Raw genomic sequence first — 18,719 nt, 5'->3', positions numbered from 1 at the left:
TGCTCGATTTCCATTACACTCGGAACTGACCGAGTAACTTGCTCACTTGGTTACCGACTTGGTTCAAGCTTTCAGCAGACTCGGTAGTCTCAATAGATTGAGTCATTGTCTTGTCTGAGATATCGGACATGGTATTCACGTTGATGGCAACTTCATCCGCCGCTGTAGCCTGTTGACCCGCCGCACTTGAAATCAATCCAATCGAGTCGTTGATTTGAGCAATAAATCCATCAATTGACGTTAACGCTTCTTCGGCTGACTGCACTTGTGCAGCGGTTTCTTCAGCGTTAGAACGACTCTTCGTCATTGCTTGGCTAGCGCTTTCTGAGCGTTGCTGCAAGCTAACGATGATATTTTGAATTTCCTCTGTTGATTCTTGAGTTCTCGATGCCAATGAGCGAACTTCATCAGCTACGACCGCAAACCCACGCCCTTGTTCACCGGCACGTGCTGCCTCAATCGCGGCGTTCAATGCCAACAAGTTAGTTTGTTCTGCGATGCTTCGAATAACATCCAGAACTGTACCAATTTGTTCACTATCAGAGCGAACTTGTTCTACTGTGTCACTGGCATCGGATATTTGCTGAGACAAGCTTTGCATGGCAGTTGCTGCGTTCACAACAACTTGAGTACCTTGTGTTGCCGCATCAGCTGTTGATTGAGACAATTCAGCAGCTTGCAGTGCACTGTTGCTGACTTCTTGAGCACTGGCAGACATTTGAGTCATTGCAGAAGCTGCAAGTTGCGCCTGAGATTGCTGCTCGCGGACTTCGTGTTGAGTTCCGCTGGCTTTAACCGTAAGTTCCTGTGCTGAAGAGAGCATGCTAGATGACGCAGTATTTAATTGCCCAACTGTCTTCTGAAGTTTCTCTGCGAAGGTATTGTAATTTGTCGCCAGCTTAGCCAGTTCATCAGTACCAGCAACTGGGATACGAATGGTTAGGTCGCCTTCACCCTGAGCAATATCACTCAATACGTCATTAGTGGATTGGATTTTACTCGTGATGGTTTTTGTGACAAAGAAGGAAACGACGATACCAACGATAATTGCAACACCCACAATCATAAATAGGAATGATGTAGAGGTTTCGGTATTGGCTTTCGCCTCATTGGCCGCTTCACGCATTGATCCACTGATTGATGCACGTAACTCCGCAATCGCCGTAGCAATTTTAGGTCCGACGGTATCCAGTGTTTTGATACCTTCATTACGGTCGTAAATCATAGTAACAACACTGTTTGCTGCCGTTTCATATTGGTTGAGCAATTGTTTTGCTTCAGACGTTAATTGACGCCTTTCAGGGTTTTCTAACGTACCCAACAAGGTATTAATTTCTTTTTCTGACGCGTCGAACTCTTTATTAAAGCGTTCAACTTGAGCGGGTTGGTTTTCAACTAAGAATTTTGATACGTAAAGACGTGAAAGTAAAAGTGCACGTATCGCTCTACCAGCATGGTACGCAGCAACAACATCTCCATCGCGCTTTGCGGTATCCATAACTTTTGTTAGCTTGCGCTCAATTTGAGGGCCGTTTGCGTTTAACGTTCCATTTACTAACTCGTTCCGGCTATTCATGTTTGATACAACCGTTCCAGTAAAGGTTGTCATGTATATTGCCTTCATTGCCTCAATTTCTTTCAACATTTTCACTCGCGTAGGATTTTGAATTTCCTTATAAGAGCGTGTCATGTCTTCAGTCCAGAGAGCAGCTTGTTGATTGAATTTTTCAACAAACTCAGGTTTCCCTGTTTTTATAAAGTTCTTAACGGTTAAACGCAGTCCGTACACACTATCAGTAACTTCTGCTGCTAGCTCAGTATCCGGTGCTAAATCAAAAGATATCTTATTCATATCTTGTGATAATCCATTTAGCAAATTCGAGCTCACTACTGCAACAGCGATTAAGATAGCTATCAGAACGGCTGGTGATATTGATAATTTTTTTGAAATGGAAATATTGTCCAAACCCATTGTCTTTTCTCCATAAAAGATAAAGCCGCATTTTTTATTTTTCTATTAACTAAAGTAGCAAAGAATGAAAGACTAAACAGAAAATAGATTAAATAAATATTTTATTATGGAATAAGCGTCTACATATCATTGGGTTATGATATTACCTTTGTTCATTAATTCTCATTAGTTTGGAAAAAATCTTAAATAAGCTACACGTGGTTTAATTTCGAATAGAAGTGCTTGCTTTGATAATATGAAAAAATATGAACAGAATTAAAGATTTTTTATTGAGAGCGTTTGTTAGAAATAGTATGCATAAAAGAGTCAATTAATATGAGTTTAGATGAATTTTTAGTCATTTATTGATGATAATTATCATTAAGATTGATTCCAATGCACTTCTTTACTTTAAAGTTCATATATGACTAATTTATAAAATTGTTATTATTGATGGTATGATGATTTAAATAACAAAAAATAAAAAAATAGGTTTTATATTCAAATGATTCTAATCCGTTAAGGTTATCTTATAGTCTTTTGTCGACTTTCAATTTAACCTCCAAGTATTTGAAATTGGTCGGTCATTCCACTAATCCTTTTCCTTGAACTGGAACAGACTATGAGGCTCTGAAACCTGCATCTTAAGGTGACTTGAGTATAATTGTGCGATTGGATAGAACGATAAGAGCTGATAAAAGATATGGAATTTCAATTAGAAGCAGTGTCACTGCATAAACGCTTTAAATCAGTTGTCGCTGTGGATGATGTGAGTTTTGGAGTAAAGCAAGGAACGTGCTTTGGGTTACTTGGACCAAATGGAGCCGGAAAAACCACAACGTTGGAGATGCTTGAGGGAATCATGGAACCGACAAGTGGGCAGATCCTATATAAAGGTCAACCCATAACAAAAGAAGTTTATCACCGGCTTGGAATACAGTTTCAAAATACTGCCCTGCAAGATTACCTTACCGCGAAAGAAACGCTCAAGATGTTCCAGTCTTTTTATAGCCATTCCATGCCTTATGATGAATTGGTAACGTTGTGTCAGCTAGGTGACTTTTTAAATCAAGACCACAGAAAACTGTCGGGAGGTCAAAAGCAGCGCCTGTTGTTGGCATTAGCGCTGATAAACGATCCCGAGTTAATTTTTCTTGATGAGCCAACTACAGGGTTAGATCCCCACAGCCGTCGACTTTTCTGGGATTTGGTCAATACCATCAAGGCAAATGGAAAAACCGTTTTATTGACGACACATTACATGGATGAAGCGGAATATTTGTGTGATGAAATAGCGATAATGAATAAAGGGAACATTATTGCTCAAAACACGCCTACTCATTTGTTAGACGAGCATTTCTCTGGGGCACTAATTAGCTTGCCAGAATCTCAAACAAACAACGCTCACCTTAATGGAGAGGATGTGCATTACTCTGAGGGACGTTGTTTTATTCAATCTGAAAATGTTGAAAAAACACTGACGAACTTAATGGCTTCCAATATTTCCTTGGAAGGTCTGCAAGTTAAATCCGCAAATCTCGATGATCTATTTTTGAAATTGACCGGGCATGCTTTGATAGAAGAGGAAAGTCAAAATGTATAGTCGATTCTTGGCTGTTTTAGTTGCTAGAAATTATGAATTCATGCGGGACAGAAGTGCTTTGGGTTGGAACCTCGTGTTTCCAATCTTGATGGTGGTTGGATTTGCGTTCGTTTTTTCTGATGATAATAAAGTACTTTATAAAGTCGGAGTGATGGACACAGAACAAGAGGCGAGCCAACCGTTTCAGGAATTACGTCATCTTGAGTTTGTCGAGTATGCCGATATGAGCACAGCAGAACTTAAGCTACAGCAACATAAGATTGATATTTTAGTCGACTTTAAAGCGAAATCTTACTGGGTCAATCAATCGTCTGCGAACGGCTATATTGTTGAAAAGCTACTTCTTGGGCAGCAGCCTGATTTTGTAAAATTCACCATTGATGGAAAAGCAATACGTTATTTGGATTGGGTTGTGCCTGGAATCCTCGGTGTAAACATGATGTTTTCCTGCTTATTTGGTGTTGGCTATGTCATCGTGCGTTACCGTAAAAACTCGGTATTAAAAAGATTGAATGCTACACCGCTAAGAGCGATCGAGTTCTTATCAGCTCAAGTGTTGTCTCGTTTAGTGATTGTCATGATCATCAGCTCAGGGATTTTTTTAGCCTGCAACGTTGTGTTTGATTTTTATATGCTCGGAAATTATTTCACTCTATTGCTGGTGGCTTTTCTTGGTACCTCTTCGATTATTTCTTTGGCGTTGTTGATTGCTTGCCGATCCGAGTCGGAAGAATTTATAGGCGGTATGCTTAATCTGATTTCTTGGCCGATGATGATGTTATCTGGTGTTTGGTTTTCGCTGGAAGGTAGCCCAGAATTTATTCAGCAGCTGACTAAAGTATTTCCGTTAACTCATATGCTGGAGTCTGCACGAGCTGTAATGTTGGATGGCGCTGGGTTAGCCGATATCTGGGGGCATTTAGTGACTCTTGCTTTAATGACCGTTGTTTTCTTACTGGCGGGTTCTTATTTCTTTAAGTGGCAAGGCGAAGCTCGATAATACATCTATGGGATTTCGAACTATTTGTTAGGTGAGCGCCGATACGTTGTATTGGCGCTCTTTTTATCTAAAACAAGCCAGATGGTCATTCTATTTATCCATAGCTGACGCTATTTAGATATCCACTAGATAAAAATTATCGAAATAGAAGGCGTTTCAGTGGGGTTTTCGACAGTCCCCAAACAAACAGAACGCTAGAAATTATGGTCCCAGATAGTACTGCAATATCTCTTGAATATCCTTCTAGCCCATTAAACCTCACAACGTTGTCGACCAGTATTTGCAAAGGCAAATGCGCAACGTAGATACCTAAAACCAAGCCAGATAAATTGAAGACCCAAGGCTTGTTTCCCCAGTTTGGTTTCGCTAATAGAAGAAATAGAATACCCGACGCCCAAATTGGTGTCGCGGCTAAAAAGTCATGGCTGTTAAAGGCTGTCCCATATTGTGCGAGGATTTCGGCTTCACCTAAGTGCAAACTGAGCCCTATTAGCGCCATAATGGTTGCATTCAACGCAGGCACTGAGAGCCTTAATCGACGTATTTCGAACCCTATTAGCACCATTAATGTGCTGAAGAAAGGACCGTTTCGAGTAAAGATAGGGGCTTCCCAATCGGTTAGAACGTTGTAGCTTCCCGCTAGCACCCCGTAGACATAAAGGCTCCCAGCGACAATGACCAAACCTTTAGACAGCTTAAAATGAACGCCTAGAGCAATAATCGCAACGGCACACAGTAAGCCAGGAATAAACCACAAATGCACCAAACCACCCTCGAATAGCGTGTTTAATGGGTTTTGTAGCAACCAATTCCAGTAACCGCTTCTTTCCGCAATGAAACCTTCCGTTAAAAACTGATACCAGTTAAACGGCATCAGTAGGCAAATAACACTCCAAACTAACCATATTTTTAGCAAAGGAATGCTGTAATTTTTGAGTGTGGAAAGTGGATTGGAACAAAGCTTGGGCTGGATTAGATACCCAGATATTAAGAAAAACAAAGGTACTGCAAATCGTGTTAATTGGTTTAGAACGTATCCAATCCATTGCACTTCATTACTTAAAGAAGAGTGAGTTAAAACTTGGCTATGCAATAGCATAATAGCAAACATAGCGATAACGCGGCCGAGCTCTAAGCTGGCGATTTTATTGGCATGATTAGACGGCATTTAGGGCTCACAGAGAATAAAAATCAAGAAGGCAGTTTATCTTTTAATTCAGTATTTTATGTTGAGTTATGTCATGAATTCATAAGGGTAAGATTAAGAGTTTTTAATCTAATTTGGATTGCCTTTTGATAAGAGCGTCACCTAAATAAGGTTAAAGCTAGACAGAAATGCTATACCGAGTGAGCACGTTAACAATGATACGACAGTAGTTAATGCAATAACGTTTGCTGCTAGTGTTGGATTTCCACCCATAGAGCGGGCCATCACATAACTCACTGCTGCTGTAGGAGATGCCGTCATAGTGAACAGCAGTCCGAGTTCTAATCCTCTATAACCCATTAAAACACCGCCACCCACAATAACGAGAGGGCAAAAAATGAGTTTTAGCGTTGTAGCAAACCAAGCACTGTTTTTTTCTTGTTTTAAGGAGCGAAGGTTAAGTGAGGCTCCTGTACATAGAAGAGCAAGGGGCAGTGTCATATCCGCGAAGTACCCTCCTGCGTGAGTTACTATTTGTGGAATGGGGAAAGATAATCCGTAGCAAACAAACCCGAGTGAGATAGCAATAATTAAAGGGTTCTTGGTGATCGTTTTACCAATCAAAGTCAACGCTTTTAAATGTGACGATTGCTGCTTCGGGCTTAATGCTATAACGGCGAGAATATTATAAAGCACCGTGGTAGCAGCAACATAGAGAGCGGCACTTGCAACACCTTGTTCTCCATATAGGTTTGCAGTGTAGGCTAGTCCTATGATCGCGGTATTTGCGCGAAACCCTCCTTGAATAATAACGCCTTGATCACTTGAGGATGGGAAAAACGTTTTGGTAGAAACCACCGAGATTATGAAGAAAGTTAAGTTGGCAGCAAGCCCATACATCACAAAAGGAAGGCTGCTTTTTAAATCATAGTCAGACTGAACAATGCTCAGAAACAGCAGGGCCGGTAATGTCACTTTAAACACCAGTTTTGACCCAGTATCTATAAAGCTTTCATTGAGCACATTCGTTCGTTTTAAAAAGACTCCCAATACCAGCATCAAACAGATAGGTCCTGTAATACTAAAGGAAAACGCAAGCTGTTCTAGCATGTTGAAACCTGTGTCGTGAGTGGGAAGCCGCTGAACCTAGCGTCTTGAGGTTACTTGGGTATATGGTGTCATGAAAATCCATTATGCCCAAGCGAACTCTACTCGCGTGATGTGTCTTATGGCACAAAATCAAAGATTGCAAAAAAGAACGACTGTGCTATTAATATAATGCGAGTTGCAGAGTTGATTAGATTCTATTTAAATAGCGGTCAGTGAATCTCAGTTAAACAGAGTGTTTAATGAACAAAGGCAAGGCAACAAAAGAGAACATTTTGAAAACGGCTTTTAATGTGGCAAGCCAAGATGGGCTCGAAAGCCTGACATTTGGTGTGTTAGCGCGGCATTGCGGTTTATCAAAAAGTGGACTTTACGCCCATTTTAACTCGAAGGAAAACCTTCAGGTTATGGTCGTTGAGTATGCCAACCTGAAATTCATTGAGCGAGTATTACAGCCAGCGCGTGATCAATTTTCTAATGATCTTGAATCCAAAATCAGGTTGCTATTAGAAAATTGGTTAAACTGGAACCACTCTTTTCAAGGCAGCTGTATGTTCCTTGATGCGTGGCGCAGTGATACAGATGAAGACAATACTGTGCAGCAAAGCTTGATCAAAGGGAACAACAAGTGGATCCGTTATATGGAAATCCAGATAGAAAAAGCCAAACATACAGGGGTTTTTTCGGTAGAACTGGATACCAAACAAGCGGTTTACCAAATTTATGGTGTCTACTTAAGTAGTCAACTGTTCTATGCCATTGACGGTGAGGATGAAAGCCGAGAAAGGTTTTGGAAGAGCATTGATTTTTTGTTCCAGCATTGGCGCTAACAGTACATTGCGGCAGCCTTAAACCGTTAGCTACCAAGAGAAGGTTAAACAACATAATAATAAAAGCTGGTGAGTACGTATCATCAGCTCATTTTTTAAATATAAATAGCACGAGCGTTCTATTTTTAGAGAGAGTAACGATCATGAGCGAGAAGATTTACTTCAATGCATCAAACAAGTTCAGCTTAAAACGCAGTTTGGTGAATTGCACCACGCGTTTGCATCATACGCTAGCGCCTAACCATGCTGTGAAAACAGCGAGAAAACTATTGCTGACTCCTGCACGTCTAACACCAAAAAATACGGCACCTAAAGAGTTGGTAAAAGGGTCTGTCCAAACGAGCCATGGTGCTCTTTCTACGTTCTCATTAGGTGAGGGACCGGTATGGGTGCTCACTCATGGTTGGTCGGGGAGTTCAAACCAGTTTTACCCGTTAATGGAGCACATTGCTTCCAAAGGTTATCGCGCCTTGGCTTATGATCACCCAGCACATGGAGAAAGTGATGGAGATGTAGGACATATTCCAGCGTTTGTGGAGGGTTTAGATGCCGTTTTAGATAGTGTCGATGACTTAGCCGGTATTATTGGTCATAGCATGGGAACAGCGTCAGTATTAGAAAGCCGACATCAAAAAGCCGAAAGCTGCCCGATCATCTTGATCGCTCCTGTGCTGAATTACATCGAAAACTTGTTCTCGAGTATTCGCCGCTCTGGGTATTCCATGAAACTATTTAAAGAAGTGGTTGGGGAAGTGGAACGCCAATATGAATTTCCACTGAAGTCGGTTGATCCCTACCGCCGTTTGATGGAACGGAAATCGAAGTGCATTATTGTTCACGATAAAGACGATAAATTTACGTCTTATTCGGTTTCTGAAGAAGCGGGTAAAGAAGGTGACAATGTCGAGCTAATTACGACCGAAGGTCAAGGTCATGGTCGAGTGATGAAGTCGTCTGCTGTTATGGGGGCGTTCGACAAATTCTCATCATAATGAGGCTTGCACATTTTTACAGAACGGGGTAAAAACAAAAGGTAATTCAATCACAAGGAAGAAAAATGATTACCGAAAATACCTATTTCGAAGGTGGGGTTAAGTCTTTAGCGTTCGTTCAGTCAGAACAAGAAGTGAGCGTAGGCGTTATGGCTGTAGGTGAATACACATTTGGTACAAATGCACCCGAAAAAATGACTGTCGTGAAAGGCGACTTAACTGTTAGGCTCAAAGGTGCAGAACAGTGGGAGACTTACGCCCCTGGTGAGTCGTTTAATGTTCCTGGTAATTCACATTTCGACGTAAAAGTGGAGCAAATTACGGCTTACTTGTGTGAATACTTGTAGTTATCCCCGAGATTGCTAAACCCGATATAGTTATACCCAAGTATCTTGAGATCATTTGGGTATATTTAAAAAAAATGCCACAAAGACAAGTGGGATACACTAACGAGTCCATGTGGCAAAAAAACAAATAAAGATCGAAACCTGATACGCTCGCAATGGCTAAATGGATCAGGTTTTTTTATTGTCCGCGATGCTAATAAAACTAGGCTCTATTTTTTAACGTCAGCGTCATTGAATACGCTAGTGCTGCGAAAAACGCCAATAGTGCGGGTATTAACAGTGCCTTGAATTGCCACAAGTGGAAGAGGTAAGCCCCAGCAAATCCTCCTAACACAAAGCCTGCTACGACAGCTAAGAGTAAACTCACTTTTCTTTTGTCGGCATGCTCTCCTCGCAAATAGGCTCCGATCATGATTCCTAAATCTGTGATGATCCCGGTCATGTGAGTTGTCCTTACGACGGCGCCGCTGTAAGTCGTTACCATCGCATTTTGCAATCCGCATGCAGCTGAAGCCAAATAATGCCCTGAAATCGAACCTCGGGTTAACGTAATACCTGCCGCTGTTAACAATATGCTTTCGAGAATCAAAGCCGCACCGTAATGCCGACCAAGTTTTAGCGCTGTACTTTGGATGATGTAACCGCTAATGGCTGAACCAACCATAAAGCTAAGAAGAATAAAGGCGATATGAATTAGCTGGGAATCGGGAGAAAGTAAGCCAGCCCCAAGCAGTGTGATGGTTCCAGAAAGGTGTGAAACGGACTGATGCTGAAATCCGAGTAAACCTATTGCGTTAACGATCCCTGCAATTCCTGCAAGGCAAAATGCACCATATTCAACCCAGCGAGGGAGCTTAGTAAGCATACTGGAACCAAAATAAGGAGAGAATGAGGCGATATTCTATTCCTTGTTTCTGAATTGATCATCTGCAAACGCATCTCTTATTGATCTCTCGCAAAAGCAAACGATTCGCCATGCATAAGCAGAACTCGGTTTTAGGTATTATCCACCTTCAGTAACTTCAGAAGGGCGGGGGGTTTTTCTCTGAGCGTTCAGGTTAATGATATTTCCTGTGAGCATCAGGATTCCGCCGAGAAGTACCCACCAATCTAACGCTTCGTTGTAAAGCCACATGCCAACCACGGCGATAATGGGCAAGCGGAAAAAATCGAGCGACACGACTACACCTGCGTCTGCGTAGAGCATAGCTCTTGCAATGCAGAAGTGAGCAGTCAACCCACATACCCCTACGACGAATAAATAAAACCACTCTATACCTGTTGGTACTTGCCAATCTTGATAAGAAAAAGCGAACCCGATGGGTAATTGAATTAGGCACATAAGGAAAATAATGACTAAAGGCGGTTCGGTTTCTGCCAAATATTTTGTACACACATACGCAGTTGAAAAACTGATTGCCGCTAAGATGACGACAAAAGAAGCAGGGTCGAATATATCGGCACCAGGTTTTACGATGACAAGAACACCAATGAATCCAAGGAATAAAGAAATTACTTTTGTTTTAGTGAATGCTTCGTTTAGAAACCAACAGGCGATGAGAAGTGTCCATAATGGCACCGTAAATTCGAGCGCAAATACATTGGCCAATGGCAGAAGTGAAATCCCTAAAAACCAAGAATACTGACCAACAAAGTTAATAAGGTTTCTCCCCACATGTATGTGCATTTTCGGGGATTTAACTAAGTGAAACTGACCAAAATAAGCCAATAATATAGAGACAAGCACCAGTCCAACTACGCTGCGAGTAAACACCAATTGAAAAGGCGTGTAGTTATCACCCAATTCTCTTGCTGTGATCGCCATAAACGTAAACGAGGCGAGTGTTCCCATCATCCATAAAACGGCTTTCATTCACTTTCCTTGTGAGAGTTCAAAGAGTTGTACAGACCATCGCAATATAGCAATGATGTCTGTCGAGGATTTATTGACCATATAGTAAATTGCTAATCAAATCACTTATACAAAGGTCATAACGTCGCATGTTGGCTGCGATATAGCCTGAAAATGGTGATGGCGTTAATGATCGCAAAGGTACTTTCCATTAGTACGCCCCCAATAGAGCCCAGCACAATGTTATGCAGTAACCAACAAAGTGTATTGAGAAGCACTGTAGCACGCATGGCAAGTCCTTCTAGTTTGTACATACCCCATGTTGCAATCGATGTGCTGAGTAAAGTAAGGAATTGGTGGGGTTCAGATGCGTTAGGCAGCCCTAAAACCCATATTAATGTGATAAAAAACCACATTAGGTAGGAAGATTGAGTTTTAGTTGAGAAATAAATTCTTAATACGCTTACCGCACATATGGTGGCAGCCGTTATTGCCCCCATCAAAACAAAATGAAGAACGAGTAATATTTGGAATAATGAAAGGTGAATACGCATCCGATAGCTGCATTTATGAGCAAAAGCCGCAGAGCCGAAAAGAAACGCAAGCAAGCCTACCAGCTGAGGAATATCATTAAAAACAGACAACATGATTATTTTTGTGAGCTAACGCAATATGACGTAACGAGCATGATAATAAAAATCGGAAACTTGATGTAAGAAATCTCTCACAAATACTGTAGGAAATCATGATACTTTTCGATACGTCATTATATTAGTCATACCTTATCTTATTGAATGTGATACAAAAAAATGGTTGTTATTTAATGGTTATCAAAAGGTTTTTTAAAATATATAGTCAAAAAGCCGTTATCTAGAACTAATATTATCCATGTCGACAGGATACGACGTTACCCTAAGGAAAGGGTGATAAGGAAGTATAAGCAAAGGCACTGCTTAACAAGGACAATGCTTTGAAGGATTAAAGCGCAAAGGAATAGTGTAAAGGACGCGCATGGACGGATTGGATAACGCCTAAGGATTAGGTTTTTCCTCTAGGACTGAGGAAAGGAAGGATTCGCAAGGACACCGCTTCGGAAGGCGCGTAAAGGACAGGCAGCAGGAAGTTGCAACATTTATGGATTATCAACGTAGGATGCGTTAAGTAGCTGGAACGCTGCCAGAAAAATGATTTACCCCAACACATTTGTGTTGGGGTTTTCTTTTTTGGGTATAACGGTATTGGCTTCAGTACGAGAAGATATTTGATGCGAAAACAAGGCGCCAATTACAGTTCTGAGCATATGTAGAATTGATTTTTACCATTGCGTTTCGCCATGTACATTGCGTTATCTGCTTGGTTAAGTGTCTGCTCAAATTCGTTAATTTTTCCCTTAGTCATAACCACCCCAATGCTTGCTGAAACGGGATGCTCTTCGCATCTGTGCTCGCCACATGAACACGCATGTTCAATTTTAATCAGTAAATCCTGCAGAATTCCACCAACCTGGCTCATGGAATCTAACTCAGTCAACATAAACACAAACTCATCCCCGCCAAGGCGGGATGTTATGCCGATACCATCAAAGTGCTCGCTGATGACGCCAGCTATTTGCTTGAGGAATTTGTCCCCTTGCTGATGCCCAAATTGGTCATTGATGTGTTTGAAGTTGTCAAGGTCAAGTAGGCAGAGTGCAGTGAGCTGATCATCCGATAGGTTTAAGCTTGCGACTTGCTGTTGCAGGCTTAGGCGATTGACTAAGCCTGTTAAAGGATCTTTCATGGCTAAATCTTGGAGCACTTCTTTTTGTCGTCGGAGTTGCTCATTGGTATCGGAAATGACGGACGTTTTGTAGAAGCTATAAACCATGGCACTTAGAATAACAAAAGTGAGAGCGGAGAACGCAAAGAGAACCAAATAAGGGATCCAAAGAATTGGCATCGTTTGGGTAAAATGAATATCAAGTTGCCAAGTTCTTCCCGGCAAAGTGAGTGGGAAACTATACGAAAGGTGTCCGTCAGGATCTGCTAAATACTGAGGGAAGATACGGAGATGATTTTCTCTCGTCACATCGCTAAGAATAAAGTGAATATGCTCTCGGTTCGCCAAATTACTCAGTAGTAATCTTTCTGGCTTAAGAAGCATGATCACATAGCCTTTAAGGTCATCTGGCGGAAAGTATTTCTCGTTAATGGCGTTATGCCTTTCGTGATCATCAAATACAGGAAAATAAATCGCCGTTGCGAGTGGTCCATCAGGATCTTGCACGGTAGAAAATGGGCTGGTGGCGTGAACTCGCTTATCAAGAGCGGACTTTCTAATTGCCTGTTGATTGAATGGTCTTTGTGTTAACTCTAAACCAATGGCATCTTTGTTCGGTTGTAGAGGTTCCGTAAACATAATAGGAAAATAAACAGGGTTTTTAGGAACCGAAAGTGTTTTTGATGCTTCCGAATTAGTGGTGAAAAAACCCGTCGGGGCATAGCCTTCTTGTTTTAAGTGATACTCGACCAATGTCCGTTCAGTTTGGTGGATCTTTGGTGCCCACTGTATGGCGAGTATGTTGTATTGCGAGCGGAGCATCACATCAGAAAAACTTGCAAACTCATCACGAGAAACCTGTTCTGAAGCAGAAAACAGCGCACCATATGACTCTAGTAAACCCGATACGTCATCAAGTAAATACTGCGCTTTTAATGCTTGTGTATAGGCGATTTCATAAAGGCTTGTTTCAACGTTTTGTTTCTCTACAGTCGCAGCGATGCTATAGGCAAACCAAGAGCCTAAACTTCCTAAACAAGTCGTAAAAATAACAAGCAAAGCCTGTATGCGAGTAAGTCTAACCAACATGAAAATTGCAACACCGATTGGAGATAATAAACCTATATTTGCATATGCTAATTTATTTAATAAGTGGCTCAGTTAAATTATTGTGAATTCTTGACGCAGTATCACCGAGTTCCGTACTTTTTTCATAATGAGTGTTTACATTGATTAGATAAAAAAACTTATTTTTCAATAACATGCCTAAACGTAAGGTTAATTCGAGTGTTTACAGCTTTTTTCGTTTTTGGAATGGCGTGATACCAGTATTGCTGTGTTTCTCCTGCCATAATAAGCAGGGCGCCGTGACCAAGTGTAAACTCTTGTTTTTCATTAGAATCTTTATGTTTTAGGACGAAGCGCCTAGGTTCGCCAAGCGATAGCGATGCAATACTGGGATGAGGTCCGAGTTCCGGTTCATTATCTTGATGCCACCCCATAGAGTCATTACCGTCACGGTACATGTTTGCGAGAACGGAATTGAAGCGTTGACCGGATATTTCCGCACATCTTTTCTCTAAAGCTCGAAGTTCCTCTGTCCAAGGGTGCGGATGCATCGTTAACCCTGAATAAGTATAGGAAGCGTTGCCATGCCATGCTTGCAGACGAGGTTGCAGTACTTTTCTTCCAAACATATTGATAGATTCTTGTTGCCAAGGAAGGGTATCGGTGAGCTTTTGAAATAAACTATTGGCATATGACTCAGTAAGAAAGTTTGCGTCCCAGTAAATTAAGCTATTTTGGAAGGTTAGCCATTTTCCGGTTTCTTGTTCAAACAAATCGTAATTCTGCACTTAAAGATTCCTCGAATCGCCACATGGGTATAAAATACGCCCTTTCCCATACAAGGTAAAAGAAGAATGCAACAACAAGAGTTTGAAGCCCTAGTAAAATCCTTATGCACGCAAAAATCGCTTCCAAAAGCGTTGGAATTGTTGAAAATCTCTGAAGAAAAAGAAGTTGCAGATGCTGCTGAATCTCTCTCTGGCCAGTTTGCGCTAGCAGAAGTGGAAGGTGAATCTCGAATTTATCACGTTACACTTCAAGAAAATGAGCAAGGCGAAGAACAAGAGTTTGTAGAGCACGTGATGAATGAAGGGGACGACATAATAAAATTTGTCGCTTGGTTCTTCTTTAGTATGTTTGAAATTAAAGAGCGAGATACATATCAAGCAGCAGGGAAGACTTATCAGCAACCTAAGCGAGGCTAGGCACATTCGTCCTTTATAATCATGGATTTACTTTTGTTGCAATAAAAATGTGATCTATATGTTGATTCTGATCTAGTTAAGAGTAAATTGTGACTCAGTTCACGTTGTAGGAATGCTCAAAATGGGATTAGATTTAGGATCGGTATACGTTGCCAACCAAATGGCTAAGAAGATGGTGGAAGAGAAGCTCTATGGGCAGCCATCTTCAAAAATCGAAAGACCTTCTTTATTTCGCCGGTTGGCTTCGAAGGTTAAAAAAACAAAGTAAGGGAAGCCATGATGATCGAAGGAACGAATCAAACGCCCAATCATAAAATTGGGCTTTTTCTTTTTGCATACAAGCAACTTTGGTATAAATGAGTTAACTTGCGTTTTTCGATTCCATCTCTACCACGTTGTCCGGAACTGGGCGTAATCCATTTGTTCCAAGTTTGTCAAAACCACCAACATAATTGCCGTCTAGCCAAATTTGAGGCACGGTGACTGGCGTTTTTTCGCCAATGATGGCTTTCACTTCTGGAATCATCCGATAAAGAGCAGAGCTGTCTTTTACGACGTCGTGGTATTCGTAGTTTATACCTAACTCATCTAACAAGCGCTTCGCTTTAACACAGTAAGGGCATGTCGCTTTCCCGTACACAATGTTTCCCACGAGTTTGCTGCGTTTAGCCCACTGTTGAATAACCGACTGTACTAACACGCCTCGGTTTAATGCTTCACCTTGGCTAACGACTTTACCTTCCACTACCAGAATAGGCGCGTGAAAAGCGCCGTATTTCAGTGGCTCCCACCAATGCGATAACCAGTCTTTTATTTCCAAATCAATAGGAATGCCATCCAATTCGTTTTCAAAGGTGTCTTGAAGAATATCTTTAGTTAGTGTGCATTCTCCACAAGGAATGTTCACCTTGAATGGACCCCAACTACCACCCCAGCGGTATAATGTGATCTTGATCGGATTTGCCATTGATGTTTCCTCATAAAGTGTATTGATTTAATAGATCCGGATAACGAAAAAAATCTTTCATCCATTAAAAATATTTTTATCTAGCGTGTGAGAGTGTGGTTGCAAACAAGGATAGATGGAATCTTAAAATTATAGCAAACAGAGAAAAATCAAGGTTTCCATTGAGGGCTCATATTGTTTGTTTGAAAGCTCGGCTTTTAGGTTCATTTTTTTTAAAAAAAATTAAGCCTTAATTAAATTCGTATATGCTCACATAATTCTGAGCGATTCAATAAAGAATTTGATCAAAATTATGACTCTTTTTGATTTGAATAAAAAAAGTCTGCTGGAAAAGTATTCCATTATATATGCCGTGCTTTCGCTAGAATCAGAAAAGAAAGTGCTCTTTATAATAAAATTTAAAAGACAGTTAATATGTAATTAGTTTGAATATTTATTGAGCTGTGAGCGATAGCACATTTATTGTCTTTCTTTGTGTTAATGTAGCCAAATTATTAATATTTTTGTATATATGAAACCAGTTTATATTGCTCCTTGGTTTCATCTTTGGGTAAATATATTAGGGACTATATATTATGGGCAGGCTAAGCTTTAAATTAAAAGTGATAATTCTGATTTCTCTTTCAGTATTAATCACTATTGTTACTTCTTATTTTAGTGTTAATTACTATATCAGTGAGTATATTTATAAGTCGGATGTCCATAAAATTGAGCATAATACAAAGTTGCTCAATGAGCGTATTGCCGATGAAATGAAGAATGTTGTTTCGTTAGCCGTCAGTTCCAATATGATGATCGACACGCCTGAAGAAGTAAAAGAATCCACCATGTTTGTTAAGGTCGTGAAAGTGGTTTCTGGCGTTATAGCTGTTGGTGATACGGGTCGGTTAGAAGGCGAAGAGAGAGACAAGTACATTAACTTAGCTCGCGCAATGGAATCGCGCATTGTGGATGTGAGCAAAGCGGAATTGGTCAATGGAAAATTATACTCAACTATTTCAGTAAATAGAGATGGAGGATCCGCTGACTTTTATACTGTCGATTTAGCGATATTCTCAGAAATTATTAAAAAGTATTCTGTGAATGGAAGTTATATTGAACTAATTTCATCCTCAAATCAGACAATATATTCAGACAAGATTAATGGTGACTTGAAAACCTTAAGCTCAACCATTGAAATGGATGGGATAAATTGGTCTCTGAACAGCTATGTCGACCTTCAAAGCATAAGAGATAATACCGCCACTCTTAATAATGAGATAACTATAGTTCTGGTGCTAATTGGTCTCATTGTTATCGCATTTAGTACTTTAATGCTTCACCAGGCATTTAGACCATTATTGTCATTGAAGAATATGGTGGCAGAATTATCTAATGGGACAGGTGATTTGACTCAACGCCTTACGGTTAAGTCTAAAGATGAAATTGGAAACATATCTTCTTCAATCAATATGTTTATTGAAAAGTTACAAGAGAACTTTATCGACGTTTCCACGTCCACACAAAATATAGATAAAGCGATTGAAAAACTCAGCCATCAATCTCAATCGAACTTGAGTACGCTTGACGGGCACACGCAAGAAACTGAGCAAGCGATCAGTGCAATAAGTGAAATGAGCGCGACGGCAGACGCAATTACAGACAGTGCAGTAAAAGCCGCAGAACTTACCGATATCACCAATATGAACGCCAATACATCGAAGAAAACGGTGCAGCAAGCCGTAGAAAATGTATCCGCGTTAATTAATGAAGTCGGCTCTATGTCGACGTCCATTAGCACAATGAGCCATGATACAGACCAAATTAATTCTGTTCTTCAGGTAATTGGAGACATAGCGGAACAAACGAATTTGCTCGCGCTTAATGCGGCGATTGAAGCAGCACGAGCGGGCGAACAGGGGCGTGGCTTTGCTGTTGTAGCGGACGAAGTCCGCGCACTGGCGGCCAGAACACAAGAGAGCACATCGCAAATTAATGAAATGCTAGGCAAGCTTCGAAGTGCGACTGATAATGTTGTTACTGCTATGGAGTCGACCCGTTCAAGTTGTGAAGAAACCGCACAAAGCACTAATGAAGTCATGGAGTCCTTAAACCTTGTTACGGACTCCGTTGTGGAAATTAACGAAATTAATGCACTCGTTGCAACGGCGGCGAAAGAACAAAGCCAAGTTACAGATGAGGTGAGTAAGAACATGGTCGCGATTCAGGATATTGTTCATCAACTAAATGACAATGCATCCGATACACTTACCATCAATGAAGAGTTGAGTGGTACGTCTAACAGCCTAGGGGATGTTGTCGGTCGATTCAAAGTGAGTTGATTTGTCAGGATATCCATGAAAACAGGGCGCTTTGGCGTCCTTTTTCTTTTTAAATTAGTGAGTTAATCAATGTGTGGGAATCTGAGTATTTTCTTTCATTAACGCACTTTTCCCTGAGTCCTATTAACCTTTTACTTAGCTCGAATATATGCGTGATTTCTCATAGAACTTATGTATAATTCCCTTGGTCATGACGTAAATGGAATGCAATTCGGTAATTCACCTTTCAATTACGTTTCACAATTGGAAACTGACTAGTAATCAAGGAAGAGCCATTGTTAATTACTGAGGTGATTCAGACGTATGATTACGTTATTTTCATTACTGAAATGGGTGGTGCTTTTTGCTTTGGTTAAAGCGGGAATCATTGAAAAATCGACGGTAGAAAAGATAGCAAAAGGTACTATTAGGTTATTCAAAAATGTTTTTTTGATCGTAATATCTACTCTTTTTCTCTTTGAAAACCAACCTCTTGTTCACCAGCAAGTATATTTCGAGAGAAAATTCAAAGAGTTTTCACGATAGCCAGATGAAGATTAAAGAGTGTAATGACTGAGCTTTGCTATAGTTT

Annotated in this window: 17 protein-coding genes; 8 read left to right on the top strand and 9 right to left on the bottom strand. The window is 40.7% G+C overall.

Translation table 11 applies throughout. From position 1 onward, the window contains the following. Window positions 1–13: 13 nt before the first annotated feature. Window positions 14–1,852 carry a methyl-accepting chemotaxis protein gene (locus CW749_RS01250; protein ID WP_237322273.1) on the bottom strand — a complete coding sequence of 613 codons (1,839 nt, stop codon included), beginning with the start codon at window positions 1,850–1,852 and terminating at the stop codon, window positions 14–16. A gap of 802 nt (window positions 1,853–2,654) precedes the next feature. On the opposite strand from CW749_RS01250, the gene CW749_RS01245 reads away from it, so the two are divergent. Next, a complete protein-coding gene (locus CW749_RS01245; RefSeq protein WP_101110057.1) occupies window positions 2,655–3,554 on the top strand; it encodes an ABC transporter ATP-binding protein in 900 nt (299 codons plus the stop codon). After that, window positions 3,547–4,554, top strand: coding sequence for an ABC transporter permease (locus CW749_RS01240; RefSeq protein WP_101110056.1), 1,008 nt, complete (start codon window positions 3,547–3,549; stop codon window positions 4,552–4,554). Before CW749_RS01245 ends, CW749_RS01240 begins: the two co-directional genes overlap by 8 nt. 136 nt (window positions 4,555–4,690) lie before the next feature. Here the strand turns inward: CW749_RS01240 and CW749_RS01235 are convergent, their stop codons facing one another. Both CW749_RS01235 and CW749_RS01230 read right to left on the bottom strand, forming a co-directional pair. Further along, on the bottom strand, window positions 4,691–5,722 hold the full coding sequence (locus CW749_RS01235; RefSeq protein ID WP_101110055.1) for an acyltransferase family protein: 1,032 nt from the start codon (window positions 5,720–5,722) through the stop codon (window positions 4,691–4,693). Window positions 5,723–5,863: 141 nt separating this feature from the next. After that, window positions 5,864–6,811: an AEC family transporter gene (locus CW749_RS01230; RefSeq protein ID WP_101110054.1), complete on the bottom strand. Its 948-nt coding sequence runs from the start codon at window positions 6,809–6,811 to the stop codon at window positions 5,864–5,866. 239 nt (window positions 6,812–7,050) lie between these two features. Between CW749_RS01230 and CW749_RS01225 the strand changes: the two genes are divergently transcribed. From CW749_RS01225 to CW749_RS01215, 3 genes are all read left to right on the top strand, one after another. After that, window positions 7,051–7,638: a TetR/AcrR family transcriptional regulator gene (locus CW749_RS01225; RefSeq protein ID WP_101110053.1), complete on the top strand. Its 588-nt coding sequence runs from the start codon at window positions 7,051–7,053 to the stop codon at window positions 7,636–7,638. 143 nt (window positions 7,639–7,781) lie between these two features. Further along, a complete protein-coding gene (locus CW749_RS01220) occupies window positions 7,782–8,630 on the top strand; it encodes an alpha/beta fold hydrolase (RefSeq protein WP_101110052.1) in 849 nt (282 codons plus the stop codon). A 65-nt stretch (window positions 8,631–8,695) separates the two neighbouring features. Beyond that, entirely contained in the window at window positions 8,696–8,977 is a 282-nt protein-coding gene (locus CW749_RS01215; protein WP_101110051.1) for a pyrimidine/purine nucleoside phosphorylase, read from the top strand. Between the two features lie 202 nt (window positions 8,978–9,179). Here the strand turns inward: CW749_RS01215 and CW749_RS01210 are convergent, their stop codons facing one another. From CW749_RS01210 to CW749_RS01190, 5 genes are all read right to left on the bottom strand, one after another. Further along, window positions 9,180–9,842, bottom strand: coding sequence for a YoaK family protein (locus CW749_RS01210; protein ID WP_101110050.1), 663 nt, complete (start codon window positions 9,840–9,842; stop codon window positions 9,180–9,182). 138 nt (window positions 9,843–9,980) lie between these two features. After that, a complete protein-coding gene (locus tag CW749_RS01205; RefSeq protein ID WP_101110049.1) occupies window positions 9,981–10,850 on the bottom strand; it encodes a DMT family transporter in 870 nt (289 codons plus the stop codon). 116 nt (window positions 10,851–10,966) lie between these two features. Continuing rightward, entirely contained in the window at window positions 10,967–11,476 is a 510-nt protein-coding gene (locus CW749_RS01200) for a YgjV family protein (RefSeq protein WP_101110048.1), read from the bottom strand. A gap of 637 nt (window positions 11,477–12,113) precedes the next feature. Next, window positions 12,114–13,676: a diguanylate cyclase gene (locus tag CW749_RS01195; protein ID WP_101110047.1), complete on the bottom strand. Its 1,563-nt coding sequence runs from the start codon at window positions 13,674–13,676 to the stop codon at window positions 12,114–12,116. 158 nt (window positions 13,677–13,834) lie between these two features. Further along, window positions 13,835–14,428 carry an alpha-ketoglutarate-dependent dioxygenase AlkB gene (locus CW749_RS01190; protein WP_237322319.1) on the bottom strand — a complete coding sequence of 198 codons (594 nt, stop codon included), beginning with the start codon at window positions 14,426–14,428 and terminating at the stop codon, window positions 13,835–13,837. A gap of 81 nt (window positions 14,429–14,509) precedes the next feature. Here CW749_RS01190 and CW749_RS01185 point away from each other — a divergent pair, with 81 nt between their 5' ends. Together CW749_RS01185 and CW749_RS28150 are read left to right on the top strand one after the other, a co-directional pair. Beyond that, window positions 14,510–14,860, top strand: a complete 351-nt coding sequence (locus CW749_RS01185) for a hypothetical protein (RefSeq protein WP_101110045.1) — start codon at window positions 14,510–14,512, stop codon at window positions 14,858–14,860. 121 nt (window positions 14,861–14,981) lie between these two features. Beyond that, complete coding sequence (locus CW749_RS28150; RefSeq protein WP_180958297.1) at window positions 14,982–15,128, top strand: hypothetical protein; 147 nt, start codon at window positions 14,982–14,984, stop codon at window positions 15,126–15,128. 93 nt (window positions 15,129–15,221) lie between these two features. Here CW749_RS28150 and CW749_RS01180 read toward each other — a convergent pair whose 3' ends face one another. Then, window positions 15,222–15,827 carry a glutaredoxin domain-containing protein gene (locus tag CW749_RS01180; protein ID WP_101110044.1) on the bottom strand — a complete coding sequence of 202 codons (606 nt, stop codon included), beginning with the start codon at window positions 15,825–15,827 and terminating at the stop codon, window positions 15,222–15,224. Between the two features lie 575 nt (window positions 15,828–16,402). Here CW749_RS01180 and CW749_RS01175 point away from each other — a divergent pair. Continuing rightward, window positions 16,403–18,148 (top strand): methyl-accepting chemotaxis protein, encoded by a 1,746-nt coding sequence (locus tag CW749_RS01175; protein ID WP_101110043.1) that lies wholly within the window; start codon window positions 16,403–16,405, stop codon window positions 18,146–18,148. Window positions 18,149–18,719: the final 571 nt, after the last annotated feature.

Origin of the sequence: Vibrio sp. vnigr-6D03 (genome assembly GCF_002835515.1) — a bacterium.
In the GTDB taxonomy this organism is placed as follows: Bacteria; Pseudomonadota; Gammaproteobacteria; order Enterobacterales; family Vibrionaceae; genus Vibrio; species Vibrio penaeicida.
This window is presented reverse-complemented; position numbering and strand designations above follow the sequence as displayed.

Coding starts and splice junctions, on each gene's coding strand:
- CW749_RS01250 (WP_237322273.1), bottom strand. CDS start 1,852: ATGAATAAGATATCTTTTGATTTAGCACCGGATACTGAGCTAGCAGCA.
- CW749_RS01245 (WP_101110057.1), top strand. CDS start 2,655: ATGGAATTTCAATTAGAAGCAGTGTCACTGCATAAACGCTTTAAATCA.
- CW749_RS01240 (WP_101110056.1), top strand. CDS start 3,547: ATGTATAGTCGATTCTTGGCTGTTTTAGTTGCTAGAAATTATGAATTC.
- CW749_RS01235 (WP_101110055.1), bottom strand. CDS start 5,722: ATGCCGTCTAATCATGCCAATAAAATCGCCAGCTTAGAGCTCGGCCGC.
- CW749_RS01230 (WP_101110054.1), bottom strand. CDS start 6,811: ATGCTAGAACAGCTTGCGTTTTCCTTTAGTATTACAGGACCTATCTGT.
- CW749_RS01225 (WP_101110053.1), top strand. CDS start 7,051: ATGAACAAAGGCAAGGCAACAAAAGAGAACATTTTGAAAACGGCTTTT.
- CW749_RS01220 (WP_101110052.1), top strand. CDS start 7,782: ATGAGCGAGAAGATTTACTTCAATGCATCAAACAAGTTCAGCTTAAAA.
- CW749_RS01215 (WP_101110051.1), top strand. CDS start 8,696: ATGATTACCGAAAATACCTATTTCGAAGGTGGGGTTAAGTCTTTAGCG.
- CW749_RS01210 (WP_101110050.1), bottom strand. CDS start 9,842: ATGCTTACTAAGCTCCCTCGCTGGGTTGAATATGGTGCATTTTGCCTT.
- CW749_RS01205 (WP_101110049.1), bottom strand. CDS start 10,850: ATGAAAGCCGTTTTATGGATGATGGGAACACTCGCCTCGTTTACGTTT.
- CW749_RS01200 (WP_101110048.1), bottom strand. CDS start 11,476: ATGTTGTCTGTTTTTAATGATATTCCTCAGCTGGTAGGCTTGCTTGCG.
- CW749_RS01195 (WP_101110047.1), bottom strand. CDS start 13,676: ATGTTGGTTAGACTTACTCGCATACAGGCTTTGCTTGTTATTTTTACG.
- CW749_RS01185 (WP_101110045.1), top strand. CDS start 14,510: ATGCAACAACAAGAGTTTGAAGCCCTAGTAAAATCCTTATGCACGCAA.
- CW749_RS28150 (WP_180958297.1), top strand. CDS start 14,982: ATGGGATTAGATTTAGGATCGGTATACGTTGCCAACCAAATGGCTAAG.
- CW749_RS01180 (WP_101110044.1), bottom strand. CDS start 15,827: ATGGCAAATCCGATCAAGATCACATTATACCGCTGGGGTGGTAGTTGG.
- CW749_RS01175 (WP_101110043.1), top strand. CDS start 16,403: ATGGGCAGGCTAAGCTTTAAATTAAAAGTGATAATTCTGATTTCTCTT.